The sequence below is a fragment of the Streptomyces sp. NPDC026301 genome (assembly GCF_055567935.1).
Genome location: NZ_JBVHPN010000015.1, coordinates 24,684 through 39,256, shown reverse-complemented (window position 1 = coordinate 39,256; position 14,573 = coordinate 24,684). Strand labels below are relative to the sequence as shown.

The window sequence follows — 14,573 nt, the reverse complement described above, 5'->3', positions numbered from 1 at the left end:
GACGCGGGGCCGCTTGCGCGGTCGCGCGAAGGTCGGGACCGCCTTGCAGAACCGTTTCGGTCCCGGCCGGACGGCTCGCAGAACCGTTTCAGCCCCGGCCGGGCTGCCCGCAGGACCGTTTCCGCTCGCGGGCAGCCCAAGGCCGTACAGGCCTTGAGCCGACCGCTCCGGGGTCAGGCGTCCGGCTTCTTGCGCCGCGTGCCGAAGACGATCTCGTCCCAGCTGGGCACCGCGGCGCGGCGGCCGGGGCGGACGCCGTCCGCTTCGGCCTGGCGGTCGGTCGTGCCCGTGAGCCGGTCCCGATGGCCCGCGACGGCGCGCGGCATCAGTACGTCGGCATACGCGGATCCGGCGCCCGCGCTCGCCGCCGGGGCGGGCGGCTCCTCGACCTCGGCCTCCGTGGCCGGCTCGTCGTCCGGCGCCGTCTTCGGCTCGGGGACGACCAGGTCGCCCCGGAAGCTCGGCACCGCCTCCAGCAGGCTGGTCAGCGAGTCGCGCGGGTCCCGCTCCTCGGTCTCCTCGACGGCGGCCGACGCCGCGGGCACGTCGTCCTCCTCGGCGGCCGGCGGCGCGGGCCGCTCCGCGGGCTGCGGCCGTTCCAGCGGACGGTCCAGGGTCCGGTCCAGTGGCCGGTCCCGGGGCAGCCGGGCGATCCGCGGCACGAACGGGAAGCTCGGCTCCGGGGTGTCGTCGGTCTCGCCGATCAGCGCCCGCGCCTCGTCGTCCACGGCCTGCACGAGCCGCCGGGGCGGGTCGTACGTCCAGCTCGCGGAGTGCGGCTCGGCGGCGACGCGGTAGACGAGCAGTACCTCCCAGGTGCCGTCGTCCCGGCGCCAGGAGTCCCACTGCACGCTGTCCTTGTCGGCGCCGCGCAGCAGCAGCCGCTCGGCGACCGCCTCGCCCAGCTGCGGACCGGTGTTCTCGCCGGGCCGGCGCACGGGCGTCTTGCGGGCGCGCTCGGCCATGAAGGCGCGCTCGGCGAGCACCGGGCCCTCGAAGCGCCGTACCCGGTCGACGGGGATGCCGGCGAGCTGTGCGACCTCCTCGGCGGAGGCGCCGGCCCTTATACGGGCCTGGATGTCGCGTGGCCGGAGGTGGCTCTCCACCTCGATCTCGATCTGGCCCAGGCGTGCGCGGTCATTGCGCACCGCGGCACGCAGCCGCTCGTCGATCGGCAGCGTGTACTCGGTGCTGTCCGCAGCCTTGAGCACCAGCCGTGTGCCGTCGTTCGAAACGGCCACGACACGCAGTTCGGGCATGGGGACCTCCCGGGTGGTGCCTGCCGACGTCACGTGCGTCGCTGCTTCCGCTAGTCGAGTGTGGCCTGCCCGGGTGCAGCCTGCCACAACATTGCCGAGTTGCCCGGCGTGTCAGGTTGTGGCCCTGAAACGCCGTTATGACACGGTAACCAGTTTGCAACCTCCGGTGACCGTACCGGTTGCCCTGTGTACCAGCACCCCGTGCCGAGTGGCGGCGCCCCGGGGCGAGAGCCGCCTTGCGGGCCCCTCCCGTGGGTCCGGGCAGCCGGACGGGAAACCGGGGCCAGGATTCGCAACAGTACTCCATTCGGACCACCGGGGTGGGGCGCCGCGCCGCCGAGTTTTCCCTGTCCAGGGGAGTTCGGTCGCCTTGTCGACCTCTCTACTTATACGACCGGACGGCAGGTCTTACGGAATGGTGTGACCTGGTTCACAAAATGGCCAGAAATGGAACTATCCAGTCCGCCCAAATGTCCCTTCTCTGTGCAAGACGGATCGAAGCGTCGATCAAGGGCCGAGGATGGACGACAGAACCGATAGCAAGACAAAGAAGACGGGGAAGGAGAAACGGATCGACCTGAGCGTCGCCCAGGTGGCGGGCAGCGCGCTCGCGGCGGCGGTCGCCGCATACCTGGCCGGACGGCTCGGCGTCTACGGGACGGTCATCGGCGCCGGCATCGTCAGCGTGGTCGCGACCACCGGCGGGTCGATCTTCCAGCACCTCTTCCGGCGCACCGGGGAACAGGTCAAGGAGGCGACGGTCAGCACGCGGCCCCGGCCGCGCCGCCGCCAGGAGCTCGGCAGCCGGACGACGGCCTCCGGTACGGGTGCGCGCGGGGCGACGCGCGTCAGGTCCGCGCCCTCGGCGGGCGTGACGATGGTGCTCCCGACGTTCGACCGCGGCGGTACGGAGGACGAGATCACCTCCGTGGCGGCGGCCAGGAGCGCCGACGCGACCCGGGCCATGCCCCGCTCCTCGGCTGCCGAGGCGGCACAGACACAGATCCTCACGGCCACACCTGCGGCCGACGAGACGCAGGCCCTCACGGTCCCGCCGACGGCCGAGGAGACGCAGGTCCTCAGCGCCCCGCCCACGGCCGACGAGACGCAGGTCCTCGTCCCGCCCGGCGCGGAGGACGCTACCCGGCCGGCGCCGCAGCAGGACGCGCGCACGATGGCGCTGCGTACCGTGGCGGAGCCGCCCGGCGGCGCCTCTGTGGCCCAGACCCCGGACGTGGCGGCCCCCGACGCGGAGTTCAGGACGCTGTACGGCACCCGGCTGCGCGGCCGGCGCCGCACCCTGCTCGCCGCGCTCGCGGTCTTCCTGCTCGCGATGGCCGGGGTCACCGCCTTCGAGCTGGCCACCGGGCACGACGCCGCCGGCGGCAACGGCACGTCGGTCAGCAACTTCTTCCGCTCCGGCGGGGGCGGCGACAGCGCCCCGACGACGCCGACGCCGCAGCCGAGCACGTCCACCGAGGACACGGACCACGGCGGCGCCACAGAGGGGCCGACCCCGCAGCCTGACGCCACGGACGGCAGTACGGACAGTGGCTCCGACGCGCACTCGGGTGCGGAGCGCGGCAGCGACACGGGGAGCGGCTCGGACGACGAGTCCACCGCGCCCAGCCCGTCGCCGAGCGATGGCGACGAGTCCTCGGACCCGGCGCCCACGCCGACCGACGGCTCGGACGACGGCGCGAGCAGCAGCCCGGACACCGGGAGCGGCGCCGACGGCGCACAGGACGCCGGACAGACCCCGGCCCCCGGCTCCTCCTGAGCCGGGCCCGGGGCGCGCCCCGCGTCAGTCCCCGAGCACGCGCCGCAGATACGCGTTGTCGAACACCCGCTGCGGGTCCAGCCGGTCCCGCAGCGCGGTGAACTCGCCGAACCGCGGGTAGGCGGCGGCGAGGTACGCCGCGTCCCGGGTGTGCAATTTCCCCCAGTGCGGCCGGCCGCCGTGCGCGGTCATGATGCGCTCGGCGGCCGTGAAGTACGCCTCGTGGGGCGTGCCCCGGTACATGTGCATCGCTATGTAGGCGGTGTCCCGCCCGGAGGCGGTGGACAGCGGGATGTCGTCCCCGGGTGCGGTGCGCACCTCCACGGGGAAGCTGATCCGCAGCCCGGAGCGCTCGACCAGCGCGCGCAGCTCCCGTAGCGCCGCGATCGCCGCCTCCCGGGGGAGGGCGTACTCCATCTCCACGAAGCGCACCCGGCGCGGGCTGGTGAACACCTTGTACGGGATGTCGGTGTACGTACGGGCGGACAGCGCGCGGCTGGAGAGCTTGGCGATGCCGGGGATGGTGGCGGGCAGTGCCCTGCCGACCGCGCAGGCCACCTGGAAGACGCCGTTGGAGAGCAGCTCGTCCTCGACCCAGCCGCTGACGGCGCCGTTCGGTGCCGCGGGCCCCTGGCTCCGGTTGTTGCGCTTGGTGTTGCAGTTCCCGGTGTGCGGGAACCAGTAGAACTCGAAGTGCTCGTTCTCCGCGACGAGCGCGTCGAAGTCCGCGGTCACCCGGTCGAACGGCATCGGCTCCTCACGGGCCGCGAGCAGGAACTCCGGTTCGACGGCGAAGGTCAGCTCGGTGAGGACGCCGAGCGCGCCCAGGCCCAGCCGGGCCGCCGCGAAGACGTCCGCGTTCTCCTGTGCGGAGCAGCGCAGTACGGAGCCGTCGGCGGTGACCAGCTCCAGGGCCACGATCTGCGCGGAGAGCGAGGCGGAGTCCCGGCCGGTGCCGTGCGTACCGGTGCTGGTGGCGCCCGAGACGGTCTGCTCCATGATGTCGCCCATGTTGGCCAGCGACAGGCCGTGTGCCGACAGTGCCGCGTTCATGTCCTTCAGGGGCGTGCCGGCGGCCACGGTGACGGTGCCGGCGGCGCGGTCCACCTTCCGTATGCCGGTCAGCCGTTCGGGGCGTATGAGGAGCCCTTCGGTGGCCGCGGCGGGCGTGAAGGAGTGGCCGGTGCCGGCCGCCTTCACGGTCAGCCCCTCGGAGGCCGCCTGCCGCACGGCCGCCGCCAGCTCCTCCGTGGAGGCCGGTGCCACGCTCCGTACGGGGCGGGCCTCGACGTTCCCCGCCCAGTTACGCCACACGCTCTCCCGAGTCGTTCCGGTCACTGTCATGCGCGCCCAGCCCTCCCGTCACCCGGGGCGAGGGTGCCCCCGCCCGCGTCGCCGCCGGCCGCAGCCGGCGGTATCCGAGGAACGCGACCGCGGCCGCGAGCGCTCCGGCCGCGACCGGCACGACGTACCCCGTACGGGCCCCGGCCGCGTCCACCACCCAGCCGGCGGCCGACGAGCCGAGCGCCACCCCGACCGCGAGCCCGGTGCTCGTCCAGGTCATTCCCTCGGTCAGTTGCGCGCGTGGTACGTGCTGCTCGACGAGGGCCATGGTGGTCACCATCGTCGGTGCGATGGTCAGCCCCGCGACGAAGAGCGCCACGGCCAGAAACGGCAGGTTCCCGACCAGTTGGAGCGGGATCATACTCACGGCCATGGCGAGCACGCCCAGTACCCAGCGCCGTGCGGCCGGGCCCGAGGGGCGCAGCATCCCGAAGACCGCGCCCGCGGAGCAGGACCCCAGCGCGTAGACCGCCAGGACGAGGCTGGCCGCGCCCTTGTGGCCCTGGGCCTCCGCGAAGGCCACCGTGACCACGTCGATCGCCCCGAAGATCGCGCCGGTGGCCGTGAAGGTGACGACCAGGACCTGCAGTCCCCGGGAGCGCAGCGCGGAGCCCTTCGTGTGGTGCTCACGCGGGTGCGGTACGGGTTCGGTCGCGTGCTGCGCCGTCAGCCAGAAGACGCCCGCCGCCAGGAAGACGGCGGCCAGCAGCGGCCCGGCCTCGGGGAACCACGACGTGGAGAGCCCGATGGCGAGGATCGGGCCGACGATGAAGCAGAACTCGTCGACGATCGACTCCCAGGAGTACGCGGCGTGCAGCATCCCGGGGGAGCCGCGGTGCACCTCCGCCCACCGGGAGCGCACCATCGCGCCGACGCTGGGCACGCAGCCCGCGCAGGCCGCGAAGACGAAGAGCGTCCAGTCGGGCCAGCGCTGCTGGGCCGCCGTCAGGAGGGCGGCGAGCGCGGCCAGTGCGACGAGGGTGGCAGGCCGCAGCACCCGGCGCTGGCCGTGCCGGTCCACCAGCCGGGAGATCTGCGGTCCGAGCACGGCGGCGGACAGCGCGACGGTCGCGGAGAGCGCGCCCGCCAGGCCGTACCGGCCGGTGAGCTGGGAGACCATCGTGACGATGCCGATGCCGGTCATGGAGAGCGGCATGCGCCCCAGGAACCCGGCGGCCGTGAAGGACTTCGTGCCGGGCCGGTCGAACAGGGCACGGTAGGGACTGGGCAAGGGGGCGCTCCGCCGGGTGAGGTCCGCGGGAACCGCGGTGAGCTGCGTCAGGACCGCAGTAAGGAACGTACTGCAGCGATACAGCTTACGGGTGGCACTCCGTCGGCGCCTCCCGTTTTCCGGCTGTCAGTGGCGGGTGGGAGGATCGGAACATGCCCGAACAGCCAGTGCCCGCTCCCTACGACGCCCTGCTCCTCCTCTCCTTCGGGGGGCCCGAGGGCCCCGACGACGTGGTCCCGTTCCTGGAGAACGTGACGCGCGGCCGCGGCATCCCCCGTGAGCGCCTCAAGGAGGTGGGACAGCACTACTTCCTGTTCGGCGGCGTGAGTCCGATCAACGCGCAGAACCGCGAGCTGCTGGACGCGCTGCGCAAGGACTTCGCCGAGCACGGCCTGGACCTGCCGGTGTACTGGGGCAACCGCAACTGGGCGCCGTACCTGACCGACACGCTGCGCGAGATGGTCCGTGACGGCCACCGCCGCATCGCGGTGCTGGCCACGAGCGCGTACGCCTCGTACTCGGGCTGCCGGCAGTACCGGGAGAACCTGGCCGACGCGCTGGCCACCCTGGAGGCCGAGGGCCTGGAGCCGCCGCAGGTCGACAAGTTGCGGCACTACTTCAACCACCCCGGCTTCGTCCGCCCCATGGTCGACGGCGTGCTGGCCTCGCTCGCCGAGCTGCCCGACGACGTCCGCGCGGGCGCCCACATCGCGTTCACCACGCACTCCATCCCCACCGCCGCCGCCGACACCTCGGGGCGCCCGGAGGAGCACACCGAGGGCGGCGAGGGCGGCGCGTATGTCGCGCAGCACCTCGACGTGGCCCAGGTGATCGCCGACGCGGTGCGCGAGGAGACCGGCACGGCCCACCCCTGGCGGCTCGTCTACCAGTCCCGCAGCGGCGCCCCGCACATCCCCTGGCTGGAGCCCGACATCTGCGACCACCTGGAGACGCTGCACACGCAGGGCGTCCCGGCCGTCGTGATGGCCCCCATCGGCTTCGTCTCGGACCACATGGAGGTCAAGTACGACCTCGACACGGAGGCCACGGCCAAGGCCGCCGAGCTGGGCCTGCCGGTGGTCCGCTCCGCCACCGTCGGCGCCGACCCGCGGTTCGCCGCGGCCGTCCGCGACCTGCTGCTGGAGCGCGCGGCGGCCGAGCGCGGCCGCTCCCCGGAGCGCTGCGCGCTCGGTGCGCTGGGGCCCAGTCACGACCTCTGCCCGGTCGGCTGCTGCCCGGCCCGCTCGCCCCGGCCCGCCGCGGCGGGCGCCGACTGGAGCGGCCCGTCGGCGGGCGCCTGAGAGGCCCGTGCCGGGCTGCCCGAGGGCGTGCGGCCCGGCTGCCCGGCACCGCGGCGACCGCCCCGCGGCGGCCCGCGAGCACTTCCCGTACGAACAAGGAGCACCGTGTCCGATCCCCTGAAGGACGCCCCGCTGCACAGCGGTGAACTGAAGGACGAACTTCTCGCGCTGGCCCTGGAGGCCGCCCGCCGGGCCGGTGAGCTGCTGCGCGACGGCCGCCCCGCCGATCTCGGCGTGGCCGCGACGAAGTCCAGCCCCATCGACGTCGTCACCGAGATGGACATCGCCTCCGAGAAGCTGATCACCGGCTTCCTCTCCGAGCGCCGCCCCGAGGACGGCTTCCTCGGCGAGGAGGGCGCCAGCTCCGAGGGCTCCAGCGGGGTGCGCTGGGTGATCGACCCGATCGACGGCACCGTCAACTACCTCTACGGTCTGCCCTCTTGGGCCGTGTCCATCGCCGCCCAGAAGGACGGCGAGACCATCGTCGGGGTGGTCGCGGCACCGATGCGCGGCGAGACCAGCCACGCCGTCCTCGGCGGCGGCGCCTTCCTGAACAACGCGCCGGTCCGGGTGCGCCCCGCGCCGCCGCTCTCCCAGGCCCTGGTCGGCACCGGCTTCGGGTACGTCGCCGAGCGGCGCGCCGCGCAGGCGGCGGTGCTGGGCTCGCTGCTCCCGCAGGTGCGCGACATCCGGCGGGGCGGATCGGCCGCGATCGACCTGTGCGACGTGGCCTGCGGCCGGCTGGACGCCTACTACGAGCGCGGGCTGAACCCCTGGGACTTCGCGGCGGGCGAGCTGATCGCCCGCGAGGCCGGCGCGCGCACCGCGGGCCGGCCCGGCGAGCCGGTGTCCCAGGAGCTGACCGTGGCCGGGTCCCCGGCCGTCTTCGAGGCGCTGCAGCCCCTCCTGGAGGATCTGGGCGCCTGGCACGACTGATCGGCCCGATCGGACCCAGGAGGTCCCCGGAGCCGCGCACACCGCCGTACAGCCCGTGTACGCCTCCGGATACGACAAAGCGCCCCGGCACCGTCCCCTCGGTGCCGGGGCGCCCTTCGTCGCGGGCGTATGGGATCAGACGCTGGCCGCGCCGACCTCCACACCGTGCTCGGAGGCCAGTCGCTGGAGGTCTTCCAGCTCGGCCTGCTCGACATCGGCGAGGAAGTCGTCGCCCGTTTCGCGGGCCCGGTCCAGGTCGGCTTCGGTGGTCTTTATGCGCTGCAGAATGCCTGCGGTGAAAGCGTCCATGGTGCGCCCCCTCGTCGTGGGTCGGTGGCACGGGGGTGTGCCGACGGGTGTGGGCCCCTCGTCCACGGGGGTGTGGCAGAGGGAGATCACGGCGTGGTCCCTGTGGGCTGCCGGCCGGTCACGGTACGGCGTCGTGCAGGGCGTGATCGCGAGTGTGCAATCGTCCTCCCCATGCGGAACCTCACGGAAACCTCAGGCGGGCGGTGAATCCTGCCGATCGGGTGCCCGCGTCCCCGCCCATCGGAGGCCGCACCTGCTCTTACAGCCGGTTTACGGCTCTTCGGGGCAGGATGGATGTGCTCGAAATTTGTGTGTGCCCTGTTCGACGGGGCCGTGAGGAAGGACTAGCGACGTGCGTGTACTCGTCGTCGAGGACGAGCAGCTGCTCGCCGATGCGGTGGCCACCGGGCTGCGCCGGGAGGCCATGGCGGTCGACGTGGTGTACGACGGCGCGGCCGCGCTGGAGCGCATCGCGGTCAACGACTACGACGTCGTCGTGCTGGACCGCGACCTCCCGCTGGTCCACGGCGACGACGTCTGCCGCAGGATCGTCGAACTGGGGATGCCCACCCGCGTACTGATGCTGACCGCCTCCGGCGACGTCAGCGACCGCGTCGAGGGCCTGGAGATCGGCGCCGACGACTATCTCCCCAAGCCGTTCGCTTTCACCGAGCTGACGGCCCGCGTACGGGCCCTGGGCCGCCGTACGACCGTGGCCCTGCCGCCCGTCCTGGAGCGGGCCGGCATCAAGCTCGACCCGAACCGCCGTGAGGTCTTCCGGGACGGCAAGGAGGTCCAGCTCGCGCCCAAGGAGTTCGCGGTGCTGGAGGTCCTGATGCGCAGCGAGGGCACGGTCGTCTCGGCCGAGCAGCTGCTGGAGAAGGCGTGGGACGAGAACACCGACCCGTTCACGAACGTGGTCCGGGTGACCGTCATGACGCTGCGCCGCAAGCTCGGTGAGCCCGCGGTGATCGTGACCGTGCCGGGCTCCGGTTACCGGATCTGACGAGCATGGCCACGACGCCCGCGGCCCCCCAGTCGCCGCCCGCCCCGCCCAAGCCCACCTGGGACCCGAAACCGCCGGTCCGCCCGTTCCCCTGGCTGCGCCCGACCATCCGGATACGGCTCACGCTGCTGTACGGGGGCATGTTCCTGATGGCCGGCATCGTGCTGCTCGCGATCATCTACATGCTGGCCGCGAACGCGCTGCAGGACGGCAACCAGCTGCCGTTCAAGATCATCGGTTCGGACTTCCGGATCGTCACCGACCGCTGCCCCCAAGCGGCCACCAACAACGTCGACCAGCTGAACTCCGCCATCAACACCTGCATCTCGCAGCAGCGCGCGGTGGCCCTGAACAACCTCCTGAACCGCTCCCTGATGGCGCTGGTCGGCCTGACCATCGTCGCGTTCGCCTTCGGGTACGCGATGGCGGGCCGCGTCCTGTCGCCGCTCGGCCGCATCACGCGGACCGCGCAGCGGGTGGCCGGCTCCGACCTGCACCGGCGGATCGAGCTGGGCGGCCCGGACGACGAGCTGAAGGAGCTCGCCGACACGTTCGACGAGATGCTCGACCGGCTGGACCGCGCGTTCGAGTCGCAGCGGCGCTTCGTGGCGAACGCCTCGCACGAGCTGCGGACGCCGCTGGCGATCAACCGCACGCTCCTGGAGGTGCAGCTCGCCGACCCGGAGGCGTCGCCGGAGCTGGCCCAGTTGGGCAAGACCCTGCTGGCCACCAATGAGCGCAGCGAACAGCTCGTCGAGGGCCTGCTGCTGCTCGCCCGCAGCGAGAACAAGATCGTGGACCGGAAGCCGGTCGACCTCTCCGAGGTCGCCTCGCAGGCCATCGAACAGGCCCGCGGCGAGGCCCAGAACAAGGGCGTGGAGCTGCGCGGCGTACGCAAGCAGGTCTTCGTGCAGGGCAGCGGCGTTCTCCTGGAGCGCATCGCGCTGAACCTCGTACAGAACGCCGTGCGGTACAACGTCCCGGACGGCGGGTTCGTGGAGGTGACCACAGAGGCGCAGCCCGGGTGGGCCGTGCTGGTGGTCTCCAATACGGGCCCGGTGGTCCCCGCCTATGAGGTGGAGAACATCTTCGAGCCCTTCAGACGGCTGCGTACGGAGCGCACGGGCAGCGACAAGGGCGTGGGGCTCGGCCTGTCCATCGTGCGCTCCGTGGTCCGGGCGCACGACGGCACGATCACCGCGGTGCCGCGTGAGGGCGGAGGCCTGGACATGCGCGTGGTGCTCCCGGTGTGAGTGTTCCGGCCAGGGCACCCCGCGGGTCCGGCTTGACGCGGTGGCGGGTGTCCGGTCATCCTTCGCCCCGAGTTCGCTTTGCGCGGAATTCGACCGGTCCGTTCGTTGGCCCGGACGTGTGTGATCGCTCACAGGCGCGAATTCCGGGCCATCTACTCTCCGTGATCGCAAAGACCCTCGGAAGGCCGGGAAAATCCGGGTTTCCCGGGGGTCCGATCACGGGAAGTACACGGGATGGCAAGCGCGAGGTGCGACTTTAGGACCGTGTACGGTCCTATCGCCATCCAAACCGATCACCTCATCAGGGGTGCGGTTGGGTGTCGATTGAGTAACAGACCTTGATGTGAGGCAAAATCTCCGCCTCAGGTCGGGCACAAGTCCGGCCTCTCACGCGTTACGAGCGCTGAGACACCGCAGACACCCAGAGGGGGAGAGCGACCATGGCTACGGATTACGACACACCACGCAAGACCGATGACGACCTCAACGAGGACAGCATCGAAGAGCTGAAGTCGCGGCGGAACGACAAGTCCGCCTCGGCCGTCGACGTCGACGAGTTCGAGCAGGCCGAGGGCCTGGAACTGCCCGGCGCCGACCTGTCCAACGAAGAGCTCGCCGTGCGGGTCCTGCCCAAGCAGCAGGACGAGTTCACGTGCATGAGCTGCTTCCTGGTCCACCACCGCAGCCAGCTGGCGGCGGAGGACAAGAACGGCCAGCCCATCTGCCGCGACTGCGCGGCCTGAGGGCGGGCCGAGGCCGTGGCGCACGCGCCGCACCCGGCCGGGAAGCCGACGGCTTCCCGGGCAGGCGTCGCACCGAGCCACGGTCGCCGGGACGACAGCGTGAGGTGAAGCTCAGTGAGACCGTTCCGTAGAGGCAAGCAGGGCGAGACCGGTCCGGCGGCCGGCGCACGAACACGCGAGGAAACCGCGCCCGTGCCCGCCGACCAGGCCGCCCTCCCCGCGGAGCGGCACACCGAAGCGCTGAGGGAGCGTGGCCGCGCGGCCACGCTCGCGGCCAGAGTGGGCGACGGCGCGCGCAAAGGCGGTGCCGGAGCGCGGTCGGGACTTTCCTGGACCGCCGACCGGATCATCGAGATCGCCCCGCGGATCCCGGTCCGCGACCTGGCCACGCTGCGCCGACAGTTTCCCGGGCTGACCCCCGAGCAGCTGGCGGACAAGCTCGTCGCCGGAGCGACGAAGGGCACCGCCACCGTCGGTGCGGGAGTGGGCGCGGCGGCCATGATGCCGGTGCCGCCCGCGATGCCGGCCGAGCTGGCCGCCGAGGTCGTCGGCGTCGCCTCGGTCGAGATCAAGCTCATCGCCGAGCTGCACGAGGTGTACGGCGTGCGTCCGCAGGGCGCTCTCCGGGCCCGCGGCCTGGCCTACGTCCAGTCCTGGACGCAGGAGCGCGGCGTGGACGTCGCGAAGCCCGCCTCGCTGAATCTCGCGCTCGGCGGCCAGATGAAGCGCGAGCTGCGCCAGCAGATCATGAAGCGCATGATGCGCAACCTGCCGAGCATGACGCCGTTCATGATCGGCGCCGCGGTCGGCGCGTTCATGAACCGCCGGGACACCGCCAGGCTGGCAGCCAAGATCCGGCAGGATCTGCGCCGCCGCCAGGTCCCCTGGGACGCGCTCCCGGACCCGGCCCCGGCCCCCGTGCGCAAGCGGCTCACGGGGCCGCGCCAGACCCGGCCTCCCCGGCCGCCACAAGCCCGACCGGGACGCCTGACCCGCCGCGTCAGGCGCGGATCGCCGCCAGCGCCGCCGACAGCTCCTCCGGATGCCGCGTCGACAGGTACACGTACGGCGTCGGGTCCGCCGGATCGGCCACCTCGACCCGCACCGCCGTGGGGATGTAGCTGCGCATCAGCATGAACGCGCGGGTGTCGGCCTTGTACGTGCGCCAGGCCCGGGCCTCCTCCGCGTCCAGCACGTGCGCCTCGCCCAGCGCCGCGGCCGGGATCTTCGCGTCGCCCGCGATCAGCGACCCGGCGACGATCCGGATGCGCGCGGAGCCGTACGAACTCACCAGTACCGCGGACAGGGCCGCGCCGCCGACCAGCCCGCCCAGCATCGGCAGCGTCCCGAGCGGCAGCAGCATCAGGGCGCAGGCGATGCCGACGGCGGCGGCGATCACCCACCACGAACGGGGGGCGGTGAGACGTTCTTCGTACGACTGCATGGGTCCAGCTTGGCACGTGCGCGCGCGTGCTCCGCGCGCGCGGGTAGGGTCTCCACCTGTGAGTGGAGCCAGACCGCAGACGAAACAGACGACCCAGCTGACGCCGCCGGCGGACGCCACCGCGCCGGTGCGGCACCCCGACGCCCCCGCGCCCGGTGAGCTGCTCGGCGCGCACTACGACCGATGTTTCGGATGCGGCGGGGAGCAGCCGCACGGCCTGCACCTGGCCGCGCGGGCCGGCGAGGGCGTGCGCGTCAGCGCGGAGTTCACCGTCAAGGAGGCCCACCAGGGCGCGCCGGGCCTGGCTCACGGCGGCGTGCTGGCCACGGCCCTGGACGAGACGCTCGGCTCGCTCAACTGGCTGCTGCAGGCGATCGCGGTGACCGGGCGGCTGGAGACCGACTTCCTGCGCCCCGTGCCGGTCGGCACGGTCCTGCACCTGGACGCCGAGGTCACCGCGGTGCACCGGCGGAAGATCTACTCCCGCGCCGAGGGCCGGATCGGCGGCCCGGACGGCCCGGTGGCGGTCCGCGCCGAAGCGGTCTTCATCGAGGTGAAGGTCGAGCACTTCATCGACAACGGCCGGCCCGAGGAGATCCAGGCCGCGATGGCCGACCCGGACCAGCTGCGCCGCGCCCGCGCTTTCGAGGTGAACCCATGACACAGCAGGCACAGCAGGGACGGACTCCGGTGGACGTGCAGATCCGGCGGGTGGATCCGGAGGTTCCGCTGCCCGCATACGGGCACCCGGGCGACGCCGGGGCCGACCTCGTCACCACCGAGGCGGCCGAACTGGCCCCGGGGGAGCGCACGGTGCTCCCCACGGGGGTGGCCATCGCGCTGCCCGAGGGGTACGCCGCGTTCGTGCACCCGCGGTCGGGCCTTGCGGCCCGCTGCGGTGTGGCGCTCGTGAATGCCCCGGGGACGGTGGATGCCGGGTACCGTGGGGAGATCAAGGTGATCGTGGTCAATCTGGATCCGCGCGAGTCCGTGCGTTTCGAGAGGTTCGACCGGATCGCCCAACTGGTCGTCCAGCAGGTCGAGAAGGTGCGCTTCCAGGAGGTGGCGGAGCTTCCCGGCTCGGCGCGGGCCGAAGGGGGATTCGGGTCCACCGGCGGTCACGCGGCGGTGGGCGGCGCGGGCGGGAATGGATACGCATCGGTCGGTGCCGACCGGGAAGGACAGTGACGTGTTCGGACGTCGCAAGAAGAACGAGGCTCCTGACGACGCGGTCGAGGCGGTCGATCCTGCCGAGGAGGCGACGTCGTCGGACCGGTCCGACGCGGACGACGAGGGCTACGGCGTGAGCCTCCCGCCGGCCCCGCGCCCCGACGGCCCCTGGGACGACTCCGAGGTGGGCAATCCGGGCGAGGGCCGGGTGGACCTGGGCGGCCTGTTCGTACCGGGCGTCGAGGGCATGGAGCTGCGGGTGGAGGTCGCCGGTGACGCGATCGTCGCCGCGACCATCGTGCTGCAGGACAGCGCCGTGCAGCTGCAGGCGTTCGCCGCGCCCAAGAACGAGGGCATCTGGGGCGAGGTCCGCGAGGAGATCGCCTCCGGCATCACCCAGCAGGGCGGCGTCATCGACACGGTCGACGGCCCGCTGGGCTGGGAGCTGCGCGCCCAGGTGCCGGTGCAGCTGCCGGACGGGACGAACGGCGTGCAGGTCGTGCGGTTCGTCGGCGTGGACGGCCCGCGCTGGTTCCTGCGCGGCGTGATCTCCGGCCAGGGCGCGGTGCAGCCGCAGGCCGCCGGGCTGCTGGAGCAGATCTTCCGGGACACGGTCGTGGTCCGCGGCGAGGGCCCGATGGCGCCCCGCGACCCGATCGTCCTCAAGCTCCCCGACGACGCGCAGATGGTGCCCGAGGGCGTCCAGCAGGACGACGCCTCGCAGTCCCGCTTCGGCGGCGGCGTGGAGCGCCTGGAGCGCGGCCCGGAGATCACCGAGATCCGCTGAGCCGACGGCC

14 protein-coding genes and 1 pseudogene are annotated in these 14,573 nt (G+C 72.7%); 10 read left to right on the top strand and 5 right to left on the bottom strand.

Going from position 1 to position 14,573, the window contains the following annotated elements; translation table 11 throughout:
• Nucleotides 1-173: 173 nt before the first annotated feature.
• Entirely contained in the window at nucleotides 174-1,292 is a 1,119-nt protein-coding gene (gene sepH, locus ACZ4MH_RS25180; protein WP_351591264.1) for a septation protein SepH, read from the bottom strand.
• A 487-nt stretch (nucleotides 1,293-1,779) separates the two neighbouring features.
• On the opposite strand from sepH, the gene ACZ4MH_RS25175 reads away from it, so the two are divergent.
• Nucleotides 1,780-3,039: a hypothetical protein gene (locus ACZ4MH_RS25175; RefSeq protein ID WP_351591261.1), complete on the top strand. Its 1,260-nt coding sequence runs from the start codon at nucleotides 1,780-1,782 to the stop codon at nucleotides 3,037-3,039.
• 24 nt (nucleotides 3,040-3,063) lie between these two features.
• Here the strand turns inward: ACZ4MH_RS25175 and ACZ4MH_RS25170 are convergent, their stop codons facing one another.
• A complete protein-coding gene (locus ACZ4MH_RS25170; RefSeq protein ID WP_351591258.1) occupies nucleotides 3,064-4,383 on the bottom strand; it encodes a D-arabinono-1,4-lactone oxidase in 1,320 nt (439 codons plus the stop codon).
• Nucleotides 4,343-5,614 carry an MFS transporter gene (locus tag ACZ4MH_RS25165; RefSeq protein ID WP_351591255.1) on the bottom strand — a complete coding sequence of 424 codons (1,272 nt, stop codon included), beginning with the start codon at nucleotides 5,612-5,614 and terminating at the stop codon, nucleotides 4,343-4,345. Before ACZ4MH_RS25165 ends, ACZ4MH_RS25170 begins: the two co-directional genes overlap by 41 nt.
• A 152-nt stretch (nucleotides 5,615-5,766) precedes the next feature.
• Between ACZ4MH_RS25165 and ACZ4MH_RS25160 the strand changes: the two genes are divergently transcribed.
• Both ACZ4MH_RS25160 and ACZ4MH_RS25155 read left to right on the top strand, forming a co-directional pair.
• Nucleotides 5,767-6,915 carry a ferrochelatase gene (locus ACZ4MH_RS25160; RefSeq protein WP_467754695.1) on the top strand — a complete coding sequence of 383 codons (1,149 nt, stop codon included), beginning with the start codon at nucleotides 5,767-5,769 and terminating at the stop codon, nucleotides 6,913-6,915.
• Between the two features lie 105 nt (nucleotides 6,916-7,020).
• Nucleotides 7,021-7,851, top strand: coding sequence for an inositol monophosphatase family protein (locus ACZ4MH_RS25155; RefSeq protein ID WP_351596536.1), 831 nt, complete (start codon nucleotides 7,021-7,023; stop codon nucleotides 7,849-7,851).
• Between the two features lie 135 nt (nucleotides 7,852-7,986).
• Here ACZ4MH_RS25155 and ACZ4MH_RS25150 read toward each other — a convergent pair whose 3' ends face one another.
• The gene (locus ACZ4MH_RS25150) at nucleotides 7,987-8,160 is read right to left on the bottom strand and encodes a hypothetical protein (protein ID WP_351596539.1); all 174 of its coding nucleotides are present in this window, start codon (nucleotides 8,158-8,160) and stop codon (nucleotides 7,987-7,989) included.
• Nucleotides 8,161-8,512: 352 nt separating this feature from the next.
• On the opposite strand from ACZ4MH_RS25150, the gene ACZ4MH_RS25145 reads away from it, so the two are divergent.
• From ACZ4MH_RS25145 to ACZ4MH_RS25130, 4 genes and pseudogenes are all read left to right on the top strand, one after another.
• Complete coding sequence (locus ACZ4MH_RS25145) at nucleotides 8,513-9,166, top strand: response regulator transcription factor (RefSeq protein WP_223735500.1); 654 nt, start codon at nucleotides 8,513-8,515, stop codon at nucleotides 9,164-9,166.
• A 5-nt stretch (nucleotides 9,167-9,171) separates the two neighbouring features.
• The gene (locus tag ACZ4MH_RS25140) at nucleotides 9,172-10,419 is read left to right on the top strand and encodes a sensor histidine kinase (RefSeq protein ID WP_351596543.1); all 1,248 of its coding nucleotides are present in this window, start codon (nucleotides 9,172-9,174) and stop codon (nucleotides 10,417-10,419) included.
• A gap of 440 nt (nucleotides 10,420-10,859) precedes the next feature.
• Nucleotides 10,860-11,162, top strand: coding sequence for a DUF4193 domain-containing protein (locus tag ACZ4MH_RS25135; protein WP_003982531.1), 303 nt, complete (start codon nucleotides 10,860-10,862; stop codon nucleotides 11,160-11,162).
• A gap of 114 nt (nucleotides 11,163-11,276) precedes the next feature.
• Nucleotides 11,277-12,074, top strand: a pseudogene (locus ACZ4MH_RS25130) (hypothetical protein); the annotation flags it as partial.
• A gap of 88 nt (nucleotides 12,075-12,162) precedes the next feature.
• On the opposite strand, the gene ACZ4MH_RS25125 reads toward ACZ4MH_RS25130, so the two are convergent.
• The gene (locus tag ACZ4MH_RS25125) at nucleotides 12,163-12,606 is read right to left on the bottom strand and encodes a DUF3093 domain-containing protein (protein ID WP_351596547.1); all 444 of its coding nucleotides are present in this window, start codon (nucleotides 12,604-12,606) and stop codon (nucleotides 12,163-12,165) included.
• 58 nt (nucleotides 12,607-12,664) lie between these two features.
• Here ACZ4MH_RS25125 and ACZ4MH_RS25120 point away from each other — a divergent pair, with 58 nt between their 5' ends.
• Genes ACZ4MH_RS25120 through ACZ4MH_RS25110 form a run of 3 tightly spaced genes read left to right on the top strand, consistent with a single transcriptional unit; the run spans nucleotide 12,665 to nucleotide 14,563 of the window.
• The gene (locus ACZ4MH_RS25120) at nucleotides 12,665-13,267 is read left to right on the top strand and encodes a PaaI family thioesterase (protein ID WP_351596550.1); all 603 of its coding nucleotides are present in this window, start codon (nucleotides 12,665-12,667) and stop codon (nucleotides 13,265-13,267) included.
• Nucleotides 13,264-13,794: a dUTP diphosphatase gene (gene dut, locus ACZ4MH_RS25115; protein WP_351596553.1), complete on the top strand. Its 531-nt coding sequence runs from the start codon at nucleotides 13,264-13,266 to the stop codon at nucleotides 13,792-13,794. Before ACZ4MH_RS25120 ends, dut begins: the two co-directional genes overlap by 4 nt.
• A gap of 1 nt (nucleotide 13,795) precedes the next feature.
• Complete coding sequence (locus ACZ4MH_RS25110) at nucleotides 13,796-14,563, top strand: DUF3710 domain-containing protein (RefSeq protein WP_351596555.1); 768 nt, start codon at nucleotides 13,796-13,798, stop codon at nucleotides 14,561-14,563.
• Nucleotides 14,564-14,573 lie beyond the last annotated feature (10 nt).

What these genes read in the sequence shown, in the direction of transcription:
- ACZ4MH_RS25175 (WP_351591261.1), top strand. Translation starts at nt 1,780, where the DNA reads ATGGACGACAGAACCGATAGCAAGACAAAGAAGACGGGGAAGGAGAAA.
- ACZ4MH_RS25170 (WP_351591258.1), bottom strand. Translation starts at nt 4,383, where the DNA reads ATGACAGTGACCGGAACGACTCGGGAGAGCGTGTGGCGTAACTGGGCG.
- ACZ4MH_RS25160 (WP_467754695.1), top strand. Translation starts at nt 5,767, where the DNA reads ATGCCCGAACAGCCAGTGCCCGCTCCCTACGACGCCCTGCTCCTCCTC.
- ACZ4MH_RS25150 (WP_351596539.1), bottom strand. Translation starts at nt 8,160, where the DNA reads ATGGACGCTTTCACCGCAGGCATTCTGCAGCGCATAAAGACCACCGAA.
- ACZ4MH_RS25140 (WP_351596543.1), top strand. Translation starts at nt 9,172, where the DNA reads ATGGCCACGACGCCCGCGGCCCCCCAGTCGCCGCCCGCCCCGCCCAAG.
- ACZ4MH_RS25135 (WP_003982531.1), top strand. Translation starts at nt 10,860, where the DNA reads ATGGCTACGGATTACGACACACCACGCAAGACCGATGACGACCTCAAC.
- ACZ4MH_RS25125 (WP_351596547.1), bottom strand. Translation starts at nt 12,606, where the DNA reads ATGCAGTCGTACGAAGAACGTCTCACCGCCCCCCGTTCGTGGTGGGTG.
- dut (WP_351596553.1), top strand. Translation starts at nt 13,264, where the DNA reads ATGACACAGCAGGCACAGCAGGGACGGACTCCGGTGGACGTGCAGATC.